Source organism: Echinicola strongylocentroti, from assembly GCF_003260975.1.
GTDB classification, from domain to species: domain Bacteria; phylum Bacteroidota; class Bacteroidia; order Cytophagales; family Cyclobacteriaceae; genus Echinicola; species Echinicola strongylocentroti.
In genome coordinates this window covers 3381933-3404647 of sequence record NZ_CP030041.1, presented here as the reverse complement: position 1 = coordinate 3404647, position 22715 = coordinate 3381933, and the positions used below count along the sequence as shown (strand labels likewise).

General features: G+C 40.4%; 14 protein-coding genes and 1 pseudogene. 4 read left to right on the top strand and 11 right to left on the bottom strand.

What is annotated here, in order from left to right; genetic code table 11:
* Nucleotides 1-20: 20 nt before the first annotated feature.
* The 11 genes and pseudogenes from DN752_RS13250 to DN752_RS13205 form a co-directional block, all read right to left on the bottom strand.
* A complete protein-coding gene (locus DN752_RS13250; RefSeq protein WP_112784388.1) occupies nt 21-3248 on the bottom strand; it encodes a type I restriction endonuclease subunit R in 3228 nt (1075 codons plus the stop codon).
* A 173-nt stretch (nt 3249-3421) separates the two neighbouring features.
* Nucleotides 3422-4504 (bottom strand): Fic family protein, encoded by a 1083-nt coding sequence (locus DN752_RS13245; protein WP_112784387.1) that lies wholly within the window; start codon nt 4502-4504, stop codon nt 3422-3424.
* Between the two features lie 12 nt (nt 4505-4516).
* On the bottom strand, nt 4517-6394 hold the full coding sequence (locus tag DN752_RS13240; protein WP_112784386.1) for a hypothetical protein: 1878 nt from the start codon (nt 6392-6394) through the stop codon (nt 4517-4519).
* A 3-nt stretch (nt 6395-6397) separates the two neighbouring features.
* A complete protein-coding gene (locus DN752_RS13235) occupies nt 6398-7609 on the bottom strand; it encodes a restriction endonuclease subunit S (RefSeq protein WP_211324053.1) in 1212 nt (403 codons plus the stop codon).
* Between the two features lie 75 nt (nt 7610-7684).
* Complete coding sequence (locus DN752_RS13230) at nt 7685-9247, bottom strand: type I restriction-modification system subunit M (protein WP_112784385.1); 1563 nt, start codon at nt 9245-9247, stop codon at nt 7685-7687.
* Nucleotide 9248: 1 nt separating this feature from the next.
* Nucleotides 9249-9812: a restriction endonuclease subunit S gene (locus tag DN752_RS13225; protein WP_162633212.1), complete on the bottom strand. Its 564-nt coding sequence runs from the start codon at nt 9810-9812 to the stop codon at nt 9249-9251.
* 190 nt (nt 9813-10002) lie between these two features.
* Nucleotides 10003-10743 (bottom strand): hypothetical protein, encoded by a 741-nt coding sequence (locus tag DN752_RS13220; RefSeq protein ID WP_112784383.1) that lies wholly within the window; start codon nt 10741-10743, stop codon nt 10003-10005.
* 77 nt (nt 10744-10820) lie between these two features.
* The gene (locus DN752_RS13215) at nt 10821-11306 is read right to left on the bottom strand and encodes a hypothetical protein (protein ID WP_449389519.1); all 486 of its coding nucleotides are present in this window, start codon (nt 11304-11306) and stop codon (nt 10821-10823) included.
* Nucleotides 11307-11453: 147 nt separating this feature from the next.
* A pseudogene (locus tag DN752_RS25400) lies at nt 11454-11531 on the bottom strand (competence protein CoiA family protein); the annotation flags it as partial.
* A gap of 288 nt (nt 11532-11819) precedes the next feature.
* Nucleotides 11820-14078 (bottom strand): AAA family ATPase, encoded by a 2259-nt coding sequence (locus tag DN752_RS13210; RefSeq protein ID WP_112784381.1) that lies wholly within the window; start codon nt 14076-14078, stop codon nt 11820-11822.
* 379 nt (nt 14079-14457) lie between these two features.
* Nucleotides 14458-14721 (bottom strand): helix-turn-helix domain-containing protein, encoded by a 264-nt coding sequence (locus tag DN752_RS13205; protein ID WP_112784380.1) that lies wholly within the window; start codon nt 14719-14721, stop codon nt 14458-14460.
* A 361-nt stretch (nt 14722-15082) separates the two neighbouring features.
* Between DN752_RS13205 and DN752_RS24490 the strand changes: the two genes are divergently transcribed.
* The 4 genes from DN752_RS24490 to DN752_RS13185 all read left to right on the top strand — a co-directional run bounded on the left by DN752_RS24490 (nt 15083) and on the right by DN752_RS13185 (nt 22664).
* Nucleotides 15083-15235 (top strand): hypothetical protein, encoded by a 153-nt coding sequence (locus tag DN752_RS24490; protein ID WP_162633211.1) that lies wholly within the window; start codon nt 15083-15085, stop codon nt 15233-15235.
* Between the two features lie 750 nt (nt 15236-15985).
* Nucleotides 15986-17575, top strand: a complete 1590-nt coding sequence (locus DN752_RS13200) for a TlpA family protein disulfide reductase (protein WP_112784379.1) — start codon at nt 15986-15988, stop codon at nt 17573-17575.
* Nucleotides 17572-20745: a SusC/RagA family TonB-linked outer membrane protein gene (locus DN752_RS13195; protein WP_112784378.1), complete on the top strand. Its 3174-nt coding sequence runs from the start codon at nt 17572-17574 to the stop codon at nt 20743-20745. The genes DN752_RS13200 and DN752_RS13195 overlap by 4 nt, the downstream gene beginning before the upstream one ends.
* Nucleotides 20746-21278: 533 nt before the next feature.
* The gene (locus DN752_RS13185; protein WP_162633210.1) at nt 21279-22664 is read left to right on the top strand and encodes a RagB/SusD family nutrient uptake outer membrane protein; all 1386 of its coding nucleotides are present in this window, start codon (nt 21279-21281) and stop codon (nt 22662-22664) included.
* Nucleotides 22665-22715 lie beyond the last annotated feature (51 nt).

Here is a 22715-nt window from a genome sequence, read left to right as displayed (position 1 = left end):
AAACTGTATGCAATCCTGAATCATTTGTACTGTTTCCTCGCTACATCAATATACTTACTGGCCAGTGCATCCATATCACCAAAAGACAGAGTTAGGTCATATTTATCCCGAACTTCATCTATTAGATAATCTCCAATATCTATTACCAACTTTCCTTTTATGGCATCTTTTCGCCACCAATCGATAATCGGCGTCCCATTCTCCAAAACTGCTTCTTTTATTATTTCTTCAATTTTCACAGCCGCAAGAGTGGATACTTCATTTTTTGTATTCTCTCCAGATAGTTTTTCTCCCAGGGATTCTAAAGTAATTCCATAAATAGCCCGGGCAACTGGTTTGTCGATAATCACTTCTGGGATATCGCTGTCCGTCCGGTTCAATACCTTATCCATTATTTCTTCAACCTTGGTTAAGTATTGAACCTCACTTATCCGTTTATTCTCATAGTCCGAAATGGCATCTTTTAGCATCTGGGAAAACTTCTTATAGAATGCAGGATCTTCATCCATTTTTTCGTTGATGTGTTTCGCTGTCCTGCTAGCAATCTTATCTGCTTTAGCTACTTTTCCAGTGGTATTTTCAACTTCTTTCTGGAATTTTTCCTTATCAAAGATATTTACAAGTTCAGTAATGACTTCTACTTTATCAGTAGTTACATGGGTATCTATTAATTTCTGTAATTGCCCCTCATATTTTTTGTAATCAACCATGTCACTATATCTCTCAATAACTGCTTTTCTAAGCCTTATAAACATTGAAAGATCAGATTTATATTTTTCAATAAGTTTTTCCTCTACTTCTTTGTGAAACTCTATTGTTGAAAGAGCCAGTTTTAGGGCTTTGGCAAAAGAAGCCAATCGATCATAAAAAATTGCCCTTTTCGCTTCATCCTTTAATATGACTTGATAGGCTTCGGCATCTCTTTTATTCGAAACTTCTTTAAAAAGATCCCAGAGTTCTGAGTGTTTTTGTGGAAGTTTCTTGATTTCCTCTTCAATATTGATCAATGTACCTTGAAGATCGTCTTCATCGAAATCTTTAAAAGAAGAATACAAATCCAGGGCATCATCCAAGTTTTCGATTACGCCATAATAATCAATGATATAACCAAAATCTTTGTCAGGGCAAACCCTGTTCACCCTCGCAATGGCTTGAAGAAGTTTGTGACTTTGAAGGTTTCTTGTGAGGTAAAGAATTGTGTTTTTTGGCTCGTCAAATCCTGTAAGTAACTTATCAACTACAATTATTATTTCAGGATCAAGGTCATTTTTAAAACGATTGATAATATTCTTTTCATATCTCTTTGAGTTACCATGTTCTTTCATCATTTTCTTCCAAAACCGCTTCACCTTCTCAGGTGTTGTGTCGAATACACTTTCCTCTCCTTCTCTATCATCAATAGAAGAAATAAGAACTTCACTGCTTACGATATTGATTTCGTCTAAAAATTCCTTAAAACGAATAGCATTTAATTTTTTATCACATACCAATTGAGCTTTAAATCCGGTTCCTTGCCAGTTTTTTTTGAAATGTAAGCTGATATCCCAAGCAGTGGCATAAATCTTTTGCTCCGCACTATTAAGCTGGTCAGCACGACTGAATTTCTTTTTAAAATCTGCCTTTTGGTATTCATTAAAAGGTTCAGACACCATAGAAAAAAATGTATCCAAAGGGCTTGCATTAACAGTTTGTCGTGGTAACCTTCCTTCGTAAAGAAGTGGAACAACTGCTTTGTCTTTAACTGCCTGATCTACTGTATAGGTATCTATGATTCCACCAAACTTTAATGCTGTGTTTTTATCCTTTTTAAACAGGGGTGTACCTGTCATAGCAATGAAACATGCATTAGGCAGGGTCTTTTCCATTTCGACATTAAATGTTCCATGTTGGGTCCTATGGCCTTCATCCACCAAAACAAAAATATTTGGGCTATTAAGTGGATTCTTGAGCTTTCTGACAGCAGCAGAAAATTTGTTAATAATTGTTGTTACTACTGCGTCATTATTGCTTTCCAATAGTTCCACTAATCGTTTTCCCGTTGTTGCATTCTGGACAAATACTCCACATTTCCGGAAGGTGCTCGTAATCTGATCATCCAAGTCTGTCCTATCAGTAACCAAGATTATCTTTGGATTATTAATGGTCGGCTCCATAGCAATGGCTTGAGCAAGCATTACCATGGTGAGGGATTTTCCACTTCCCTGTGTATGCCATATTACCCCGCCTTTGCGTTTTCCTCCTTCTAAATGGACCATCCTTTTAATGGATTTTTTTATAGCAAAGAATTGCTGGTATCGGGCTACTTTCTTGGTCCCATTATCAAAAAGTATGAAATTGAAGATTATTTCCATTAGCCTTTCTGGGCGACATAACGCATAAAGGTATTCATCTTGGACTGTTGGCAGTATTTCTTCTTTTTCTAAAGCCTCAAAATAATGCCTCACATAATGGAATCTTCCAGAAAACAGCTGTTGCTTTTGGGGAAAAGAAAGGGGACTGTTTTTAACTTCCTTTAATGTATTTTGATAATGATTTTCCTCTGCCTCTGTTTCGAATTTTTCCTCCCAATGTGCCCAAAACTTTTCTGGTGTCCCATTAGTTCCGTATGCACCTTCTTGACTGGCAATACCAATCAATAGCTGTGCATAGATATACAAAGAAATAATACCATCATCCTGTTGATTCCTTAAGTGCTGGCTAATAGCCTGTTTGATTGGCCTTTTCATATCGGGCCTTTTACACTCTATAATGCCCAATGGGATTCCATTTATAAAAAGTATTATATCAGGCCTGTAGTGTTCCTTTCCATTGCTTCGAATTACACTATACTCTTCTGCCACATAAAAATCATTGTTTTCTATATTGTCCCAATCGATATATTGTACGGTAATGCTCTTATTATTTCCTTCTACCAATTGGTCAAAGGATCTCCCCAAGGTGAGAATATTATAAAGTGCTTCGGAAGCAGAAATGTAACCGTCATTTAAAGGAAGCTCTTTTAGTGCTTTTATGGCATTTTCAGTATTTGCTTCATTTACCTCAACGAAACGTGTTGAACTTATTTTTTTTTGGCTATTGATACGCCTTATCGCTTTTTTTACTAGATCTTCCAGCAGTACATTGCTTGTTTTTTCCCCCCGAAGCAAATTTATTTCTGCTGGAGACAAATATTTGTATCCTAATTTCAGCAACATTTGTAGTGCTGGAATTTGGCTGATATGGTCTTCTTGAAAACTCGGTGTATCCATAGTAATTAATTCTAAAAATGAGAGCTGGCTAAGTCTAAAACCTATCAACTTATTGCTTTGTAGAAGCTCTACCTAGTAATTAAATTCTTTTTGCATATATAAAACATGTAAAGAAAATACTTACTTTCTTTACATGTTAATACTTACATGTAAAGATTTTGTGTAATAGTTTTTCATGTCCCATTATTAACATTGGCTAAAAGATGGAAAAGACCTTGGTTGATGTAATAGTTTTCCTTTCCCAATTTTATCTTTTCCACAATATCAATTGCCACCAACTCCTCAAGGTAGCGAGTGGCGGTAGGCCGACTTACAGCCAAGTCAGTCATCACAAAGTCAATCTTGGTATAAGGATGTCTAAACAAGTTATTCAATAGGTCTTGACTATAAATCTTGGGTAGATCACGACGCAGCTTATGCTTAGTCTTTTGCATCAATGCTTTAATTCCTTCGATGGTTTTAATGGTCTGTAGAGATGTCTGCTCTATACCTTCCAATATGAACAGCACCCATTCTTCCCATGCCTCAGAAGTTCTCACCTCTTGAAGAAGCCTGTAATAATCTCCTTTATTTTGATTGATATAACGACTAAGGTAAAGAATTGGCAAATTGATTAGTCCTTCTTTTACCAGATAAAGGATATTAATGATTCTGCCCGTTCTTCCATTTCCATCATAAAAAGGGTGGATACTTTCAAACTGATGATGGATCACAGCCATTTTTACCAGTGGATCCCAATCACTAAGGTTATCATCATTCATGAAGACTTCCAAGTTATTCATCAATCCTACAATCTCGTCATAGGTTTGCGGCGGGGTGTACACCGTTTCCCCGGTACTTTCATTCTTTAGTGCGGTACCAGGCAATTTTCGAAATCCTGCCCTGTTCTCCTCTATCATTTCCTGAATTTGCAGGATATGATTACTGGTCAAAATCTCTCGCTCTCTTACTGTATGGAAGCCTTCTCTTAAGGCATCCGCATAGCTATACACCTCCTTGGAGGCTAAAGTCTTAAAACTTTGCTTCAAATAATCAGCCTGAAAGAGCTCATCATGGGTGGTGATGATATTCTCTATGGCAGAGCTGTCCTTTGCTTCCTGCAATGAGAGGGTGCTGATAAGTATATTTTCATTGGGAATACTTAAAGCTATCCCCTTCATTTCGGCCAGGGCACTTCTGGCCAAAGCTGTTTTCTTAAGGACGGCTTTGGTTTCCAAATCTATATTTAGAGGTAAATGCGGTAAATTATATATCATATTAAATGAAGTTTAGAAAAAATGCCATCCATTTTTAAACATTAATGATAATATTCTGTCAGGAAGATCTTTTATTTTCATCTCTTTATTTCTTTCCAAATAGGAAATCAAATAATCCCTATCTGCTTCTAATTCCATGAAAGCATCCTCCAGACTTCTTGATTCTTGCTTAAAATGAAGCTTGATGATAAAATACGAAAGAATTTTGCCTACATACCATTCAAGGTGCATCCAGAGGTTGGTGTATTCATTAATCATATCCCCAGAATGAACAATTTTATTTCTATGATGATATATCCTTTGAAGCTGGAATCTTATGGAAGCTTCTGACTTATTAATTCTATCTAATATTAAATTCAAATTTTCCTCCGTATATTTTTTTCCCAATGAATGATATTGAAATGCTAGAAGCTCAGAATGTTCCTTAAATTTTTCAAAGTTCTTTTTACAATTTTTTTCATCTTTTATCCAATTAAACCAATCATTAAGCTTGTCAGGGTACGTATTTTGAGGAAGAGGAATTTCAAAACCATTTTCAAAACAATCTTCGTTCAATTTGTTGATGGAATTTACTCTAATTGCGAATCCATATATATCTCGGCCTATTGCACCAAAGCCTAAACCCTTTGAGATTATTTTTTGAACCGCATCAATATCTGCATTGTAAACTTTATAGGGCTGTACGGCTTCTAAAGATGTCCATAATAAAGAAAGAGAATTTTCAATTGACTTTGAACCTAATGCGAGATTATAGTAATAAATAGAATTTCGGAGTTGCTCACAATCAACTAATGGTATATGATCTGATTCCAAATACTCATAATCGTAAATTTTTGAGGCCTTGTAAAGAGTATTTCTTAAAGTTTTTTCCCTGCTCAACACGTTTATAGGATCCCCTTCTAACGAAATTGTTCTAAACTTAGTAATTGGTTGATCTTTTTTATTAGACCAGAAACTATGTGTGAAAAAATCATTAAATACAGATAAGCTTCTTCTGTCCTTCTGCACAACCAGCCTTTTTAGTAAGGCATCAAAGTTGGACCTGACATGCATATGTGGATCTATTGTATTATAGACATATTTGGCAAATTCAACATCATCAGAAATGCTGTGTGTAGCAACAAAACTCTTATCTAATTCTTTAGATGAAATATTATTTATTTCAACATCCAAACTTTTTCTCATCAAGTCCAAAAAATCATGTGACTCCTCTGATTTCTTTCCTAAAAACTGCAAAAAAGTAAATGGCCTTTCTTTGTAATGCAAAAATGAAAGGAATTTAACAATCGTTATTGGATAGCCACTTTTAAGCCAGCCTTGCAAAATCTGGCTAATTGTTGCACTTGAATATCCTTTGAAGATAAGGTAAGGAATCAATAAATCAATTAAGTTGGCTAACTTACCAATATATCTATGAACTTCTTTTTTTTCACCAAATGGTATCGCTATTAGCTCCTTAGATAAAAATTCAAAATAATGCTTTTCCAGTTGTTTTTCAAAAACTCTTAAGTCCTTTTGTAGATTTTCCAAGAAAAGTAAATTAGGTTGCATTTTTTCACCAACTAATTTTTTGGAGTCAACATTTTTTTCCAAGTATTCCTTAAGATCCTTGAAGTATTCACAGATTATTAAATCATTGACAATATTTTGATTAATAAGTGGTGATTTTGCTTCTTCAACTGTGACCATTAGCGTTTTTACGGTTTTACTCCTTCTCATAGTGACATTACAATAATGTATCATCTCCTTTAAAAGAGTAAAGCCATTCATAGTTCGAAAGCGATTGGTGATTAATTCAGAGTAATCACATCTTTGAAGTATTCTTTCCACCGCAAATTTTTGTAATGGTGTCGTTTCCGAATGCCATTTTGAACTTCTTGCAATCCACATATGCTAAAAATTTAATCGTTTCTTACCGGATAACAGTACCTGCATCAACCACCTTTTCTGTGCTTTTAATTGATTTAGTTTTGACTGCAATAATTGTAATTCCTCATCAGCCAGCCGTAGAATATTTACTATTGCCTTCTGCTCCTCTTTATCAGGAATTTTGGTCTTTACAATTGAAAAGTCTTTGAATTTACAATTCAATGTATCGCTAACAAGTCCTTGAGAATTCCTCCAAAATAGGTTAATTATCTTTGGTGTTTTGAATAAATAGGCAAAATATTCGGATACAGCATTTTTCTTTGGCTTAACTATTGTGTACGCTGGGCTTACAATTCCAGTAGAACTTGATAATGCACTTCTACCTTGCCACATTCTCATTGTATTATATCCAATATCACTTGGACAGATCTTTTTATATTTTGATTTATCAGAGTTTGAAGTATCTTTTTTATCTGATTCTGATTGAGGATATATGCCATTTTGACCTACAGAGAGCAATTCTAAATCCTTAAATCCGGTTTCCTTTCTCTCAGTAAAAAAATCACCGAGAGAATGCTCCCTCCACTCCCCACTAAACCTATTCAACCTCTTTTTGCCTGTCAATAGCTGCTGCATCAGCCACTTTTTCTGCAGCTTCTTTTGCTCGATCAATTGGCTGGTTTTGCGGATAGCCCTGTCCCAGTTAGTCAGCGCTTTTGCTATTTCTATTTGTTCATTTAAGGGAGGTAAAATTACTTTAACTTTTTGGAGGTCTTTTTGTCCAATATTACTCCTGACAGCTCCTTGTCCAGCTTTTATTATTTGATTCCGAACAAACCCTATTCGGAAACAATACTTTTTAAATAAATCGTTTATTCTGTTTCCAAGAGGTTTACCATGAATTACAAATCCTCCAAAAACCACCTCTTCAGCTCCGTAATAAATTGATGAAAGACCGATTTCATCATTAACTTCGGATGTCCGGTTAAATAGTACATCACCGTTTCTGACAATATATTGCTTCTTTTTATTGTCGGAAATATTAACAGTACCAGGAATCATATCAGGAGTAATAAACTCATTGTTTATCACCTCCATGACATTAATAAATTTAACTCCACTGCCATAACTGTTTTTATCGGCATTAATTCCATTTTTAAAACTGAAAAGCGAGTTTAAACTTTTTACTTCCCATCCCATGGGTAATTCGAACCCGTAGCTTGGACTATTTTCCATCACATTTATTACTAAAGACCTAAATACTATTCCTTTTAATTGAAAAATTTACTTTTATTGTTTTAGGAAGCCTGTCTATCCAACTATTTCCTTTAAATACTTATCCATCTGTTGCTGCACTTCTTCCAATTCACCCTCAAGTTCTTTTATCTTAGCCTGTACAGACTCTATATCCACTTCGGGCTCTTCTTCAAAAGTATCCACATACCTGGGGATATTCAGGTTAAAGTCATTTTCCTTGATCTCCTTAAATGTCCCCACATAACTGAACTTATCCTCAGCAACTCCAGGCTGGAGCTTTCCTTGGTTAAAACCCCTGTAAGTATTGACAATATGTTCGATATCTTCTTTTCTAAGCTTATTTTGATTTTTGGCACTTTCGTAGTGAGCACTGGCATTCACAAATAGTACATTCTTGGTCTCCTTCCCCTTGTTAAAAATCAGGATAGCCGCTGGAATTCCAGTACCAAAGAATAAGTTAGCAGGTAAACCAATCACAGCTTCCAAAAGATTCTCCTCTATTGTTTTCTGCCTGATCTTACCTTCACTGCTTCCTCTAAAAAGAACCCCATGCGGAACGACCACGCCTACCTTTCCCTTGCCTTCATAGGTAGTTTCGATCATATGGCTGATAAATGCCCAATCCCCCTTGCTCTTAGGCGGAACCCCTCGCCAAAAACGATTATAGGGGTCCGTTTCCGGATCATAAGTAACCGTAGTCTTTTCTCCATCTTTATCTTCTACCTTGCCCCATTTATCCAGCGAGAATGGAGGATTAGCTACCACGGTGTCAAACTTCATCAAACTATCCCCTTCCTTCAACTTGGGATTACGTATGGTGTCTCCCCATCTAATAGTAGCATTATCAAATCCATGAAGAAACATATTCATCACAGCTAAACCCCAAGTACTACCATTGGCTTCCTGCCCATACAGCGAAAAGTTATCCGACCCAACTTCCTGACCTGCTTTGATCAGAAGAGAACCGGAACCACAAGTAGGATCACATATTCTGGATCCAGGTGCGGACTTGGTTAATTTTGCCAATAAGGTAGATACTTCACTTGGTGTAAAGAATTCCCCAGCCTTTTTACCAGCATCGCTGGCAAAGTTCGATATCAAATATTCATAAGCCCCACCTATAATATCAGTTCCATCCAGGTGGGAAGGCCTTAGGTCAAGCTCTGGTTTGTTAAAGTCCAATAGCAGGTTTTTTAACCTTGTATTTTTATCCTTTGTTTCTCCAAGTACACTGCTATTAAAGTTGATATTTTGAAAAATACCCACCCCGTCTTCGGTGAATAGCTTTTGCCTGTTGGCTTCTTCAAGGTCCTCAAGGGCAATATCGATCAGTTCTCCAATATTCGAAGCATTTCTATTCTCATATAGGAATTTAAAATGACTATTTTCAGGTACCTTGAACCGCTCATGTAGCATTGCTCTTTTTGCCCTTTCTACATCCCCACTATATTTATCAAGATAAGCTTCATATTTATCATCGTGTACATCGCTTAAGTATTTAATAAAAAGCATGGTTAGGATATAATCCTTATACACACTTGGATCTATACTCCCTCTAAAAGTATCACAAGCCTTCCAAACGGCATCATTAATTGCTTTCTGTGTTATTATAGCCATATTACTTTATTACTTTCAATAATCTTGATTGAATAAATTGATCTTTAAGTACTTCTAATTGGTGGATAATTTTCTTTTCCTGTTTACGTAGAGCGTTGATAGCACCTATTTTCTCCTGGATTGATTCAACAGGAATTTCGACTTCCAAATCGGCCAAGGTTTGTTTAGAGATTGAAAGCATTGAGGTACCCTTAGCCATGGATTTTAGATAATCCATGGTTTTTGGCTGATTAAGATACCACAACATGTATTCAGGAACTACTTTTTTAATACTCTGATTTACCTTTGGTCTTAACACAAAAAATGAAGTGGAAGCTACCGCTGGAACCAATCCCTCTGTATAGAGAAATGCAAAATTTTTATTCCCCTTGGCAGCATATAGCAAGTCGCCCTGATTTAAAATATGTTTGGGATTGATTTCTGAAGTGGATAAATCTTTTTCTAATTCACACACTAAATTCCCTTCTTCATCAAAATGCCTTGCCTGAAGATATGTTACATCTCCTAATTTCTCAGGCCTTGCAAACAATCCGGTATGAATTTCATAGATATCTTTTAGAGTCACTTTCACTTATTGCTTAGTACAATCTCTACAAATATTTAAAAAATTTAATAGTGAACAAAGAAAAGTAGTTTTTTTGTAGAAATTCTACTTATCCTTAATTTTGCTCAATAGCCATACCTATGATGAGATGCCTGAAATAGAACTACGGAAGAGTGTTTGAAATAATTAAAGGAAGAATTTAAACCGTAAATTATCCCACAAAATCTAATTGTTTAATGACTTCATCAGCAATGGAAGTAACTCCTTGGCTAATTCCCCAATCCATTAGCTTTCCTTTTAGTAATTGTCCCAAGTTCTTTTTATTTAACGTGCTAATCAACTCTTTCAATTCTTCGAATTCCGCCATTAAATCATCATAAATAATTTCCTGGCCTTTACCCTGTTTTTGAAGCTCTTCAAATATTTTGTCGATATCTTCTCTGACCTTTTCAAATTCATTTTGAGAATAGTAGTCCTCAGGGTTTTCTGTTTGGGCATCATTTAGATACCAGTCTATTAGATCTTCGAATGGTTCAAGAACTAAATCTGAAAAATGGGATTTTTCATCACTCCATCTGAGAGCTATGTCATAATATTTATGAAGAATGCCATGTAAAAATTGGTAATTGCCGTTATTATTTGGTCTATCCAATACATGCACGATCGTGAAATATCCAAAAGCCCCTTGGTTAAATGAATCTTCTTCAATTAAAGAAAGTATTTCTTTACGTAATTCTGATTCACCGTTTTCATAAAGGTCAATCTTTTTCTTTAGGTCATCATAATCCTTTTCAATCCTGGTCAATATTCTTTTGGAAATCAACTGCTTCCCAAGAAAATTCATCAGATGCTTGGTCTTGGTCAATTCAACGTCGTAATCCCCTGCGTATTTGATATTACTGAAAAAGTCAGAAATTTTACTTTCTAAAGCATAGTTGTCTAATTGTTTCATTATCAGTTCTATTTAATAGTTAATGATTAAACTTTTTGCCTTGTTTTTAAAGACTTATTAAAGCATCTTTTTGCTGCTTAAAATCTTCGTCTCCTAGTAGTTCTTCTTTTAGGGTTTAATAATTTATTTACAGACATATTATCAATTTTCCTTCTAAACCCAGATATCATGTTTTGTATATTTGGAATGATTTCATTTATCAATTCGTTAAATCCTTCATTATTATGAACTTTGATAAATTCTTCTCGAGAAAAATGTATCAAATATGCTTCATCTTTAATATCAAAAGGAAGTAAAAACCATAATCCAGTTTGACCAAAATCAAAAAAAACTGGAACTCCACAATCAAACCATTCTTTCAAAAGTCGAGATTCCTCTGGGAAGGATATCTTTCGGATATTTAAGTTGCCTATTGGAGCCCTGGAACTTTCTTCTAATATTTTTTGAAATTGCATTCTGTCAGTTTTTCTTCTTAACCCATCTATGATCCAAACCAATTTAGAATAAAAAGTATTCCTAGAATTTCGTTCTTCAGGTGTGATATATGAATGTTGAAATTCCAATACCCAATCTTTTTTGGTTTTTACATCGGCGATATGTTTTTCTCCTGTTTCATCAGAATGTACTATTTCTTGCCAATACTCCGGAAAATGGTTTTTCCATTGTCTATGCCATTTTGTTTCATTTTCCCACCAGGACTCACATTTTCTTTTTCCAATATGTGCCCAGTGATTAATTTTAACATCCCCACATTTGGCATTTACAGCGGATTTACAACATGGGCAAATTCCCTTTCCCCCTTTGAAAGCTTCTGTTTTTTGCCAGCTACAATTGCATATTTCATATCGTATTTGATTTGGGGTAAATTAATCCATTATATTTTTTTTAAACATACTATTGACACAAATTGACTTGAAATTTTATGAGTGTCATAATAATCCAAAAAAACAATCTAAATTAGGATGAACTGCTTAGATACATTCCTTTGCAGACAGCTCTTGAACAAGGAATTACAAATTCCCATGATAGTAGGGTGGAGCGGCATACTCCACCCAGTCGGGGGGACTCGATTGTAGCTAGTTTTTCGGTAAAGATTTCACGAGTTCATCATAATGAAGAGGATCCGTTTTTAGTTCCGTTATTAAATCTTCAACTGCGTTCTCGATATCGCAAATTAGGTCACTATTCCCTTGTATTCTGGTTATACTATTTGCATGACTGAAGTAATGAAGAACCTTAAGAATTCTTTTAGATCGTTCTGCCCCCCAAAGCTTATCGGCTCTTTGATCAACAGTAGCACTTTTATTAGTTGGAAGCCTAGAATAAGTGTATAGTTCTGTAAAACGTCTTATCGCATTTGGGAGTCCCATTAAAGTTGGATAGTCATCCTTGTCTTCTGATTCGTGGAATTTGTGTAGTAATTCAAATAAGTAATGATATTCTGACGAATAATTTTGTAGTGATTTTGGTAAGTTTTTAAACGTTGACTCAGACTCACCTTTTCTCACTGTTTGAAAGTACTTTTTCTTTTTTGCTGGTAGCGGTAGTTCTGTTAATAAATTGAAAAAGTCGAAGTTGTGAGTTGAAATGAATAATTGCTTGACTAACAACTTCCATGGTGAGTTATCATCTTCTTTTTTGAAGAATAGCTCTTTAATGAATGCATTAACTTGAAAAATATGATTTGAGTCGAGGCTTGAAATTGGGTCATCTATGTATACAATCGCTTGATCAAGATTATTGACTTCTTGTAAAGTCGTAATAAAAAATGATAGAGCAATTGCCGTTTTTTCTCCTTCGCTTAGATAACGTGCTTTTTGACTTCCTCTCTGTAGCACAAATCTTTCGGTACCAGCAATATTTTTGACTTCAACCTGCACTTCGTCTCTCCCTAAAAACTTGGATATTAACTTGTTAAGTTCTTCTTTGCCTTTTTGTGCTTCGCTAATAGTTCCTTCTAATATTTCAATTTCGCTTTTCCACTCTGAAGATCTCTTTTTGAACGCTTCAATTCTGTTAAGGTAAATAGACTCTTTTTCTTGAATCTCTTCCAAGTTGAGAGATTCAATTAATTCGGCAACCAGATGTTTTTTTATAGCTTCAATTGATAAAGCTTTTTGTTCTAAAAGATCTTTAGAAGTTTGATTGTTAGTTTCAATTATATCGTTTAATTCTTTTACCGAACCAGTAATTAGTTCTTCATTGTAATTAAATGTTATAGGTTCAGTATCTGGTTTAAAAGGGGAATCTGATTTTTTCTGAAGTTTTAAAATAACCCTTTCTATATCTGAATTAAATAAAGTGATTCCTTCGTTTATTTCGTCTTTGAACTTTATAAAAGAAGGTTGATTTTCTGAATAGAATTGAGTCTGGCTAAGATTGATTTCTGATGCCTTTTTGCTGTTAAGCCTGGAAATTAAGTCTGCAATCTTTCGTTTATGATTTTTTAAGTCTTCAGAGAAGTGTGATAGAAGTTCCGATTTTCTTTCTTCAGTGATTTTATTTCCGCAAAAATGACAATTCTCATTCTTTTCTAGAAATGGTAATCCATTTTCAACCCATGTTGATACCTGTGGGTTTTTAATGAAATACTCAATAGTATTAGTAAGTTCTGGTATATGTGATAGAAGTGTTGAAGCTTCATTTTTCAAAGCAGATAAGCTTAAATGTAAATTGATACTAGAAAGGTTGTCAGGTAGACGATCACTTTCATTAACCAAAGCTTTTGATAGTTCTGCAGTATACTCTTTATTTCCTAGAATATAAGATTCATAGTCGTCTCTTATCGAATCGAAGGTAGGTTTTAAATGTGTCTTTGTATAAGTTTGGACTAATTGTAATACTCGTTTTATTTCTGAGGCTCTATCTGTTTGTTTAGTTGAAATGTTATTGTTCCCTTCTGAAATAGTCAATTGAAGCTTTTTAATGATCGCTTCGATTTTTTGAATTTTTGAGCTATAGTCATTAATTTGATCTTGAGCTTCTATTGCATCTTCTCCAACTAATAATACTTTAATCGCTTCAAAGGATTCTCCATCCCATTTGAGGTTTTTTTCAATAAAATCTGCATTGAAAACATGTACAGACCTACCTGGAATGGAAAGGTTTTCTTTCGATATTCGACTACCATCTGTTCTATGTAATTCAATTGTTGAGTCTGAAAAATCTGAAGGTAATTCTTTGTTCAAGAAGGAAAATAGACGAGAAATGGTTGTCTTTCCTGAATAGTTCCAACCATAAATGATGTTAAGCTCTTCAAAGTCTTGTAAATCACCTGTTCGATTAAAGTCTTTATAAACTCCGAAATCTTTTAATTTATTTATTCTAGTGATCATAAAAATTCATGAAATTATTAGCTAAAACTTGTATATCTGTTAACCAAAGGTTTAAAAAGCCCCCGTTATTTGTTGGATTGGTAAACCCGAGACGAGTTTTATTTTAAAATATCCTTTGGACACATCCTCCAAAACTAAAAAGTCCATTTTATAAATAAAATACCCTATTTGGGGTATTTTTCACCAAACCCCTATAAAAAAGCCCTCCAATCCGAGGGCTTCCATAATTTATTGAATAGGGTTTAAACAACTTATCACAATTTCTCAGCTTCTCTAATTTAAGAAATTTGAAAGCTTAAATCCACTGTTTATACAAATTTGATCGGTTTAAAAGGGGATTAAGTAATATTTCAAGTGGTATTGATTCAATTACAAATTTTTAAGTGTGGTTTTCTATATCTCCAAAATCAATCCCAAAATCAATATCAAAGATTTTTTTTGGGTTTACTCCATATGCTTTAGATAATTCAATAATTGTAGAGAATTGAATGTCTTTTTTTCCTTCTTCATATTTTTTTATGTCCGCAAAATCTAGGTCACATCTTAGGGCGAGTTCTCTGTAGCTCCTATTGGATTGTTTCTTTAGGACATTTAATCTTTCTCCTAATAATTTTAATAACCGTTCCTTTTCTTCAGGTTTCATTTTTTCTTAACTGATGAATAAGGAAGATGTGAGAAAAAAGAATAAATTTTGTTGGTCTAAAAACCAACACTTAGATATTTTTTTCTATATTTGTGGTGAGTGAAATTTCAAATTTTGAAATGGACCTATAATTTTGCGAATGAAATAAAATCATCTTTGATGCATTCGCTCTTTGCGTCTCTTAACTGAAAACCGCCAAATTCTTTTAGGAACGAGACAAAAAGTGGGGAAATGCTCACGCCTTTGGCGTGGGCTACTCGCTTGCTCGTTCCAAGGTGCTTGGCGGTACCACAGTTAGAGTAAGAAAGAGGGCCTGCGCCTTATTTTTTACCCTGAGACGTTCCATATAAACTTTAAAGCGATGGAACAGAAAACAAAACATTTTTCAGCGTTTGACCTTTGGATGGAAAGACCGACCGGTAAGGAACAGAAATCATCAGTTTTTGTCCCTCACCAGTCCGGTATCACCATCTTCGACCTTGTCTTTCGCCGCAAACCAAAAAATCCGATCTAAGTCGCAAGATGATAGTAGATAGTATCAAGACTCGATTTTTGTCCTGATACTAATACTTATCCCATATATCGATACCGTGAATAATAAACCGCCATCAAACCTATTGTAAAATGAGTAGTAAGCCTGTACCGATTTCTAATTGAAGGAATAGGAACGATGGAAGTACTTGATACTGAAATCCAGCCACTTAATACTTACAAAAGATCGGTATCCACTTTTAAGCCATCAAGATCAATCCGGTATCTAGTCTAGCTACTTGATACTAAAATCTTGATACTTCATTTCGTTGGCTGCATTCGCTTTATGATCCTCAAAGATCATCGGCGCCTGGTAGGGCAGCCTGGCCCGGGGCTATTTTAGCGCTGGGAATAACTAAATGATTTCTTAAACAATGTAGAAATGTTGGAAAAGACATTAGAATTGAGATGTGAGAACTGAGACTTGATTTCGTCTCCGTCATAGCGGGCTAGACTGGAAGATGGTAATTTCCCCCCAACTAACCTCCCCCTTTAGGGTGAGGAATAGATTTCGATTACGAGATCAAGAAGTCTCCTTTAAGGGGGATTTAGGGGGTAAATACGGGATTGCCTGCCCTCCGGGAGGCGGGCTTCTTCCCTCTGGTCATCTCAATGACGGATTTGAGGATGCTCTCGCCTCCGTAAACCAGTCTTGATTCTTGGCTCTTGCTACTAGCATCTGACAAGACTCTTGGCCCTGTCCCAACACTTTCTACACAACAGCATTTAAAGCATGAAAAAAACAACATTCACATGCTTCCTGGCATTACTATGCCTTTTTGGAAGTGAAATATATGGTCAAGTTGCTTCACCTCCTGCCACCGCGGGGCCGGAAAATGCCCCGGCTCCCGTGGTGGTATATTTCGAAGTCAACTCCCCTGTCCCCATCGATACCTTTACGGTAAGTTTCAATACCCATTACCTGGACGGCTTTGCCCGGCTTCCCGAACCGGAAAATACGGAAATAGCCTCCCGGAGAGGTTCTGTTTATGGAGGAAATGCTTCCATGGAATATTTCACCTACTATAGCCCTGTATTTTCGGATATAGGCTACCTGACCATCAAAGGGGGCAGGGGCACCTTTATGGAGCGTGTGCAAATCTCCCCGGGAGACAGTGTGGCCATCAGCGTGGACCTTAAAAACGGCTCTACCATTTTCTCCGGACCCGATGCGATGAAGTTCCGGTGCCAGCACGAGCTCAGGCTGGCACACCGGGCATTTATGGAACAGGTTCCCCCGGTCATGTACACCGGAGATACTGCCGTCCACTTTAACGAAGGTAACAACAGGGAGGAGTACAAAGAGGCATTGGCAAACGCCCCGTCGATGCAGCCACCCATGCAGGTGGTGTCCTATGGCGACGGCTCCATCCCCTATATCCGCTCTGTCCTTGACCTGGAGATAAAAGATCATCCCGGGTACCAAGTGCTACGCGCCTATTCCGGTATTCTGGACAGGGGTTTTATGGCCAGCATGGAAAAGGAGCTTGAGGGCATGGCCTATGGTGAAATGGTACAGACCTTTATGCGCTCGTTCAGGCACACGGATGCCTTCAGGGAGCTCTATAATGAAATCATCTCTTCGCTTCCCCTGGACAGGGAAGGGGATGTACTCCGGCATTCCCCCCATTACCTCGATTACCTCTTTGACCGCTGTACCCTCAGGGCCATACTGGAAGGGGTGCCGATCTATGAGGTCTATGGAGAATATAGCCCCATGGTGCGCGACCAACTGATCGGCAAATACCTGGTCAAGTTCTACCGGCAGCTGCCATCTCCCGAGGAAAAATTCACCCAAGGCCTGGCCACCGTAAAGACCCCATGGGTATTGGAAACCATTTCGGGGCTCTATCAGGCACAGAAGGTGGGCGCACCGTTTCTCGAAACCGAGTTTACCGGTACCGATGGAAAAACGGTACCTTCCAGCACCTTCAAGGGCAAGGTGGTCCTGCTGGACTTCTGGTTTACAGGATGCAGTGCCAGCTCCAAGATGCACCACAACTATCTCCAGCCTACCATCGAGGCCATTGGCGATGCCGGGGAATTTGAACTGGTCTCCATCTCCAGGGACAGGGACAAGGCCAAGTGGCTGGACAGTATCCGTGAAGGGAAATATACCTCCGAAGCATACACCAACCTATGGACGGGAGGGCCCGAGCACAAGGTGCTGGATTATTACAATATCCACGCCTTCCCTACCCTGATGCTGCTGGACCGGGAAGGCAAAATCCGAAAAGTCGGCAACTTCCCCGATGATCCAGAAGAGCTTGCCGGCCTGATCCAGGAACTCATTGAAGAACCCCATCAAAGCACGACACCATGAAACATCTTCTACTTGCTATTATATTATCCTGGGGACTTTTCGGTTCCCTGCATGCCCAGACAGCCTTTCCGGTAAAGGGACAGGTACTGGAAGCCAAAAATGAATTGCCCCTGTCCGGTGCACTTATCAGGGTGGCCGGTACCGAAACCGCTACCGTGACCGATGAAAACGGAAACTATGGGTTTCAATTGGCCCAAGGTACCTACATGCTGGAGATCAGTTACCTGGGCTTTAGTTCACAGACTTTGGATATTTCCGTTCCATTGGAAAAAGAGCCTGTCACCTTTTTGGCCGAAGAAGGCCTCTCTATGGATGCAGTGGACGTGGTCTCCACAGGATACCAGCAGCTGCCTCGGGAACGCTCCACGGGTTCCTTTGTGCAGCTGGACGAAAAGCTCCTCCAACGAAGGGTGAGCACTGACCTGATGGACAGGATAGAGGACATTGCCCCGGGGATGCTCTTTAGCCGTGATGCCCGCTCCGGCAATGATCCCATCAGCATCCGTGGTAGGAGCACCCTGTTCGCCAATACCCAACCTTTGGTGGTGGTCGACGGCTTTCCCTATGATGGACCTTTGCAGAATATAAACCCAAATGATGTCGAAAGCATCACCATCCTAAAGGATGCCGCGGCCGCCTCCATCTGGGGTGCACGTGCCGGCAACGGGGTCATCGTGGTCACCACAAAAAAGGGAACGTATGCCAGGCCCCTTTCCGTTAGCCTGACCAGCAATGTGACCGTACTCGAAAAGCCCGACCTTTTCTACGAACCCCAAATGGACATCGGGGAATTCATCGAGGTGGAAAGGAGCCTCTATGACAATGGCTTTTACAGTTCCCGCATCAACAGCCCTTCCAAAACGCCCCTTTCACCAGTGGTGGAAGCCCTGTATGCCGCAGAAACGGGCATGATGAGCCAGCAGGAAGCCGATGATAAAATTGCAGCCTATAAAAACAGGGACATACGGAGGGACATGGAAAAATACTTCCTCCGTCCGGCCGTCCGGCAGCAGTACAACCTGGGCCTCTCCGGTGGGGACCGCTTTCACCGCTATGCCCTTTCGGTAGGTTGGGACAAAAACAGCGCTTCGGTCAGGGAAAATGACAACGGGCGCTTTACGCTCAAAGGGGATATGGGCTGGAAACTCCTGAAGGAAAAACTGGAAGTCGGCACGGGGATATACCTGACAGGATCCTCCGTCCAGAACGGGACGCAGCTCCCTTCCGGCTCACCTTATGAAAGCCTGGTCGATGCCCAGGGAAGGCCTGCGGCCCTTATCCGTGATTATAACCTCCGGTTTGTGGAAGAGGCAGAAGCTGCAGGGCTGCTCAACTGGCAATACGTTCCCTTGGATGAAATCGGCCTGGTCTCGGACCTTGCCCGGGCCACCGATATAAGGCTGAATACGAATATCAAGGTAAACCTTTCCCGAAACTGGAAAGCGGCCGTCTCCTACCAGTACTGGCAGAACCGCAGCGAAACAAGGACCGATTACCCCTTGGCATCCTACTTTGCCCGTAATATGGTCAACCGCTACTCACAGCTCAATGGGGAGGGCAATTGGGAACATCCTGTACCGGTGGGCGGCATCCTGGACCTTGGCAATGGCCGTGATGACAGCCATACTTTCCGTGCACGCACGGACTATAACCGATCCTGGGGCCTTCACCGCTTGGATGCGCTGGCAGGATTTGAGCTCAGGGACTGGGAGGGAATTGCTGACCAAAGACGCTACTATGGCTATGATGATGGAATGGGGCTTAGCGTCCCGGTAAACCTGGTGGACCGCTTCCCCTTGTACCATAACAATTCGCTGAATACCATCCCCGGCAATGACGGCCACAGCGGACTGACCGACCGCTTTGTTTCCTATTTTGCCAATGCCGCCTATTCCTTTGACAACAGGCTGCACCTGACGGGGAGTGTGCGCAAGGACGCCTCCAACCTGTTTGGGGTGGACACCAACCTCAAGGGAGTTCCCCTGTGGTCGGCAGGGACAGGATGGACCATCAGTGAAGAGGGCTTCTATGGGGCAGCTTGGATGCCCTACCTAAAACTCAGGACGACCTTCGGGTACAATGGCAATGTGGACAAATCGCTGAGTTCGCTGACCACGGCTTCCTATTTTATTTCGAGAAGCTCGGCACCCGTCCCGGGAATCCGAAGTGCCACCATCATCAACCCGCCCAACCCCTCCCTGAGATGGGAAAGGATCGGTATCTGGAACATGGGGGTTGATTTCGGTTCCAAAAATGATCGGGTAGAAGGAAGTGTGGAGTATTACATCAAAAACGGCAGGGACCTGATCGGGGAGACCCGCTTTCCGCCTTCCTCAGGGGTGACCTCCTTCACCGGTAACTTTGCCGAAACCCGTACTTCGGGCATCGACCTGAACCTCTCCACCCTGAACCTGGACGGGCCCTTGATCTGGCGGACCAACCTTATCTTCAGCCACCTGAATGAAGAGGTCACCGCCTATGGCATTCCCTCCACCACGGGACAGTACCTAGGGCTGGGAACGGCCCCAATGGAAGGAAGGCCCCTGTTTTCCATCTACAGCCTGCGCTGGGGCGGCCTTGATCCGGATACCGGTGATCCCCTGGGCTACGTGGACGGGGAACCCAGCGACAATTACAATTCGCTGCGTTCGGGAACCACCCCCGAAGAGCTGGTCTACCATGGCCCGGCACGGCCCACCACCTTTGGTGCCCTGAGGAATGATTTGGAATGGAACGGTTTTTCCCTGTCCCTGAACATTAGCTTCAGGTTGGGCTATTATTACCGCAGGCAGTCGGTCAACTATTATGACCTGCTGAACGGCAGGATCACGCACGGCGACCATGCCCTTCGCTGGCAGCAGCCCGGTGACGAAGCCCATACCTATATCCCCTCCATGCCTTCCTCTTCCAACTCTTCGAGGAATTACTTCTACCAGTTCTCGGAACCCCTGGTGGAAAAGGGAGACCATATCAGGCTACAGGATATCCGTTTGGGCTATCGGTTTGAAAAGGGCAGGATGCCCTCGCTTCCCTTCCAGAGTGCAGAACTTTATACCTATATCAACAATGTGGGCATGATATGGAAGGCCAGTGATGACCCGCTCGATCCTGATTACAGAACGGGTAGACCTTTGAGGAGCATTGCAGTGGGATTGAGGATGGATTTCTAGGGCATAAAAGCCAATTGAGTCGTCCGTTGATCCAATTAACGTTAAAACTTAAATCAAATACAACCAGGGCTGCACATAAGCCGGTGGGCGGAGGTTGTTTCTAAAAAGGGGAAAGAGGAATGTCATAGAACGTCCGTCATTGCGAATCCGACGAAGGAGGGGGTGGCAGTCTCCTGTCCAGAAAACAGGATTGCTTCATTTCGACCATTTGGTGCTCCGACCGGCCCAGCTGCCAAATTGGTCTTCATTCGCAACGACCTCGGCGTTTCAATCCCGCTCAAGAAAACCAGTCCTATGTCTTTCATCTTGTGTCTAACATCTAAGCAGAGTCCCTTACCGCCTGCTTTCTTCATATGTAAACCATACATCATCAAGGGCGGGAAATGTTTCCAGACGGGAAACCGGGACTCTTTTCAACTAGCAGGTAACAAGTTGAAAATATCAAGACAGAATAACCGGCCAAAAGCCTCCTTTATAGCCTGTTCCGATTCCTATCGGGATGAAAAGTAATGCAATATTCAAATACCATAAACATGAAACATAAACTCAACCCCATACTTGCCATCATGATCATCTGTATCTCGCACCTGCTCAGTTCCTGTCAGGAGTTTCTGGATGCCAAGCCCAGAAAAGAAATTGTCGTTCCCGAAACGTTGGAGGACATGCAGGCCATGCTGGACAATACCAACGTATTCAACCGTACCCCTACCATTGGACTTTGGGCTTCCGATGACCTGGTGGCCAATGACGAGGGATACCTCGGCTTCAGGGAAGATTGGGTCAGGATGGCCTATACCTGGGACAGGGCCATTTTCGAAACCACCGATGAAGTGGGCGACTGGACCGTGCCCTACCAGCAGATCCTGTACTGTAATATAATCCTCGAAAAACTGCGGGAAATGGGTCCTGCTGAACAGGAGGGTACACAGGCGATGGGGATCAAAGGTACCGCCCTTTATTTCCGGGCCAATGCCTACTATATCCTGTTGCAGCTGTTTTCCCGGCCCTATGGAACCGAAGGGGCACTTGGAGTGCCCCTAAAGCTGGACAGTGATGTAAACCAATGGGAACAAAGACCGCCATTGGAAGAAAACTACCGGCAGGTATTTGACGACCTTGCCAATGCCCTGGCCCTGTTGCCGGAAAGCTCTATTTACTGGACCCGCCCCAACCTGCAGACGGCCCATGGACTTTTGGCCAGGATATACCTCAGCATAGGGGATTATGGGAAAGCAGAGGAACATGCCACTTCTGCATTGGAAATGGGCGGAGAACTGTTGGTCCTGTCAGAGGTGGAACAGGGACTGGAATTTCCACTGCCCCCTTATTTTTACCCGGTCCCCCGGGAGAACAAAGAGGTACTCCTTTACGACGAAATGTTTTCGGTATCCGATCTGTTCTCCCCCAACCTATTTGTGGCCGGGGACATTGTGGACAGCTATGAAGACGGGGACCTTAGAAAGGCCATCTACCTTTACCCCAATGAGGCCACAGGTGGGCATAATTTTATCGGCAATTATACGGGTGATTACCTTTTCTTCAGTGGACTGACCGTTTCGGAAATGGAATTGATCAAACTGGAATGCATGGCCAGAAGAAATGCCCTGGATGAGGCTGTTCCCATTTTCAACCAATGGCTGGCCACACGCTACCGGCCAGGTGACTATACGGACCAAGATTTTGCAAGTGCCGGCCAACTTCTGGATGCCGTCCTTTTGGAAAGAAGAAAGGAATTGCCCTGCAGGGGAATCCTCAGGTGGACGGATCTGAGAAGGTTGAACAGGGAACCCGAATATGCCAAGACACTTAGCCGGACGATAGATGGGAAAGAATTTGTATTGGAACCCCAAGGCCCCCGGTATGTCTTTCCAATCCCTCCTGTTGAAATCCAGTTGAACGGATTGGAGCAGAACCCCTGAAACGGGACATAATTGAAAAAAGAAAAGGCCTCCATGTTTTGGGAGGCCTTC

Coding starts and splice junctions, on each gene's coding strand:
- DN752_RS13250 (WP_112784388.1), bottom strand. CDS start 3,248: ATGGATACACCGAGTTTTCAAGAAGACCATATCAGCCAAATTCCAGCA.
- DN752_RS13205 (WP_112784380.1), bottom strand. CDS start 14,721: ATGAAACCTGAAGAAAAGGAACGGTTATTAAAATTATTAGGAGAAAGA.
- DN752_RS13235 (WP_211324053.1), bottom strand. CDS start 7,609: ATGGAAAATAGTCCAAGCTACGGGTTCGAATTACCCATGGGATGGGAA.
- DN752_RS13185 (WP_162633210.1), top strand. CDS start 21,279: ATGAAACATAAACTCAACCCCATACTTGCCATCATGATCATCTGTATC.
- DN752_RS13210 (WP_112784381.1), bottom strand. CDS start 14,078: ATGATCACTAGAATAAATAAATTAAAAGATTTCGGAGTTTATAAAGAC.
- DN752_RS13230 (WP_112784385.1), bottom strand. CDS start 9,247: ATGGCTATAATAACACAGAAAGCAATTAATGATGCCGTTTGGAAGGCT.
- DN752_RS13220 (WP_112784383.1), bottom strand. CDS start 10,743: ATGAAACAATTAGACAACTATGCTTTAGAAAGTAAAATTTCTGACTTT.
- DN752_RS24490 (WP_162633211.1), top strand. CDS start 15,083: ATGGAACAGAAAACAAAACATTTTTCAGCGTTTGACCTTTGGATGGAA.
- DN752_RS13240 (WP_112784386.1), bottom strand. CDS start 6,394: ATGTGGATTGCAAGAAGTTCAAAATGGCATTCGGAAACGACACCATTA.
- DN752_RS13195 (WP_112784378.1), top strand. CDS start 17,572: ATGAAACATCTTCTACTTGCTATTATATTATCCTGGGGACTTTTCGGT.
- DN752_RS13200 (WP_112784379.1), top strand. CDS start 15,986: ATGAAAAAAACAACATTCACATGCTTCCTGGCATTACTATGCCTTTTT.
- DN752_RS13245 (WP_112784387.1), bottom strand. CDS start 4,504: ATGATATATAATTTACCGCATTTACCTCTAAATATAGATTTGGAAACC.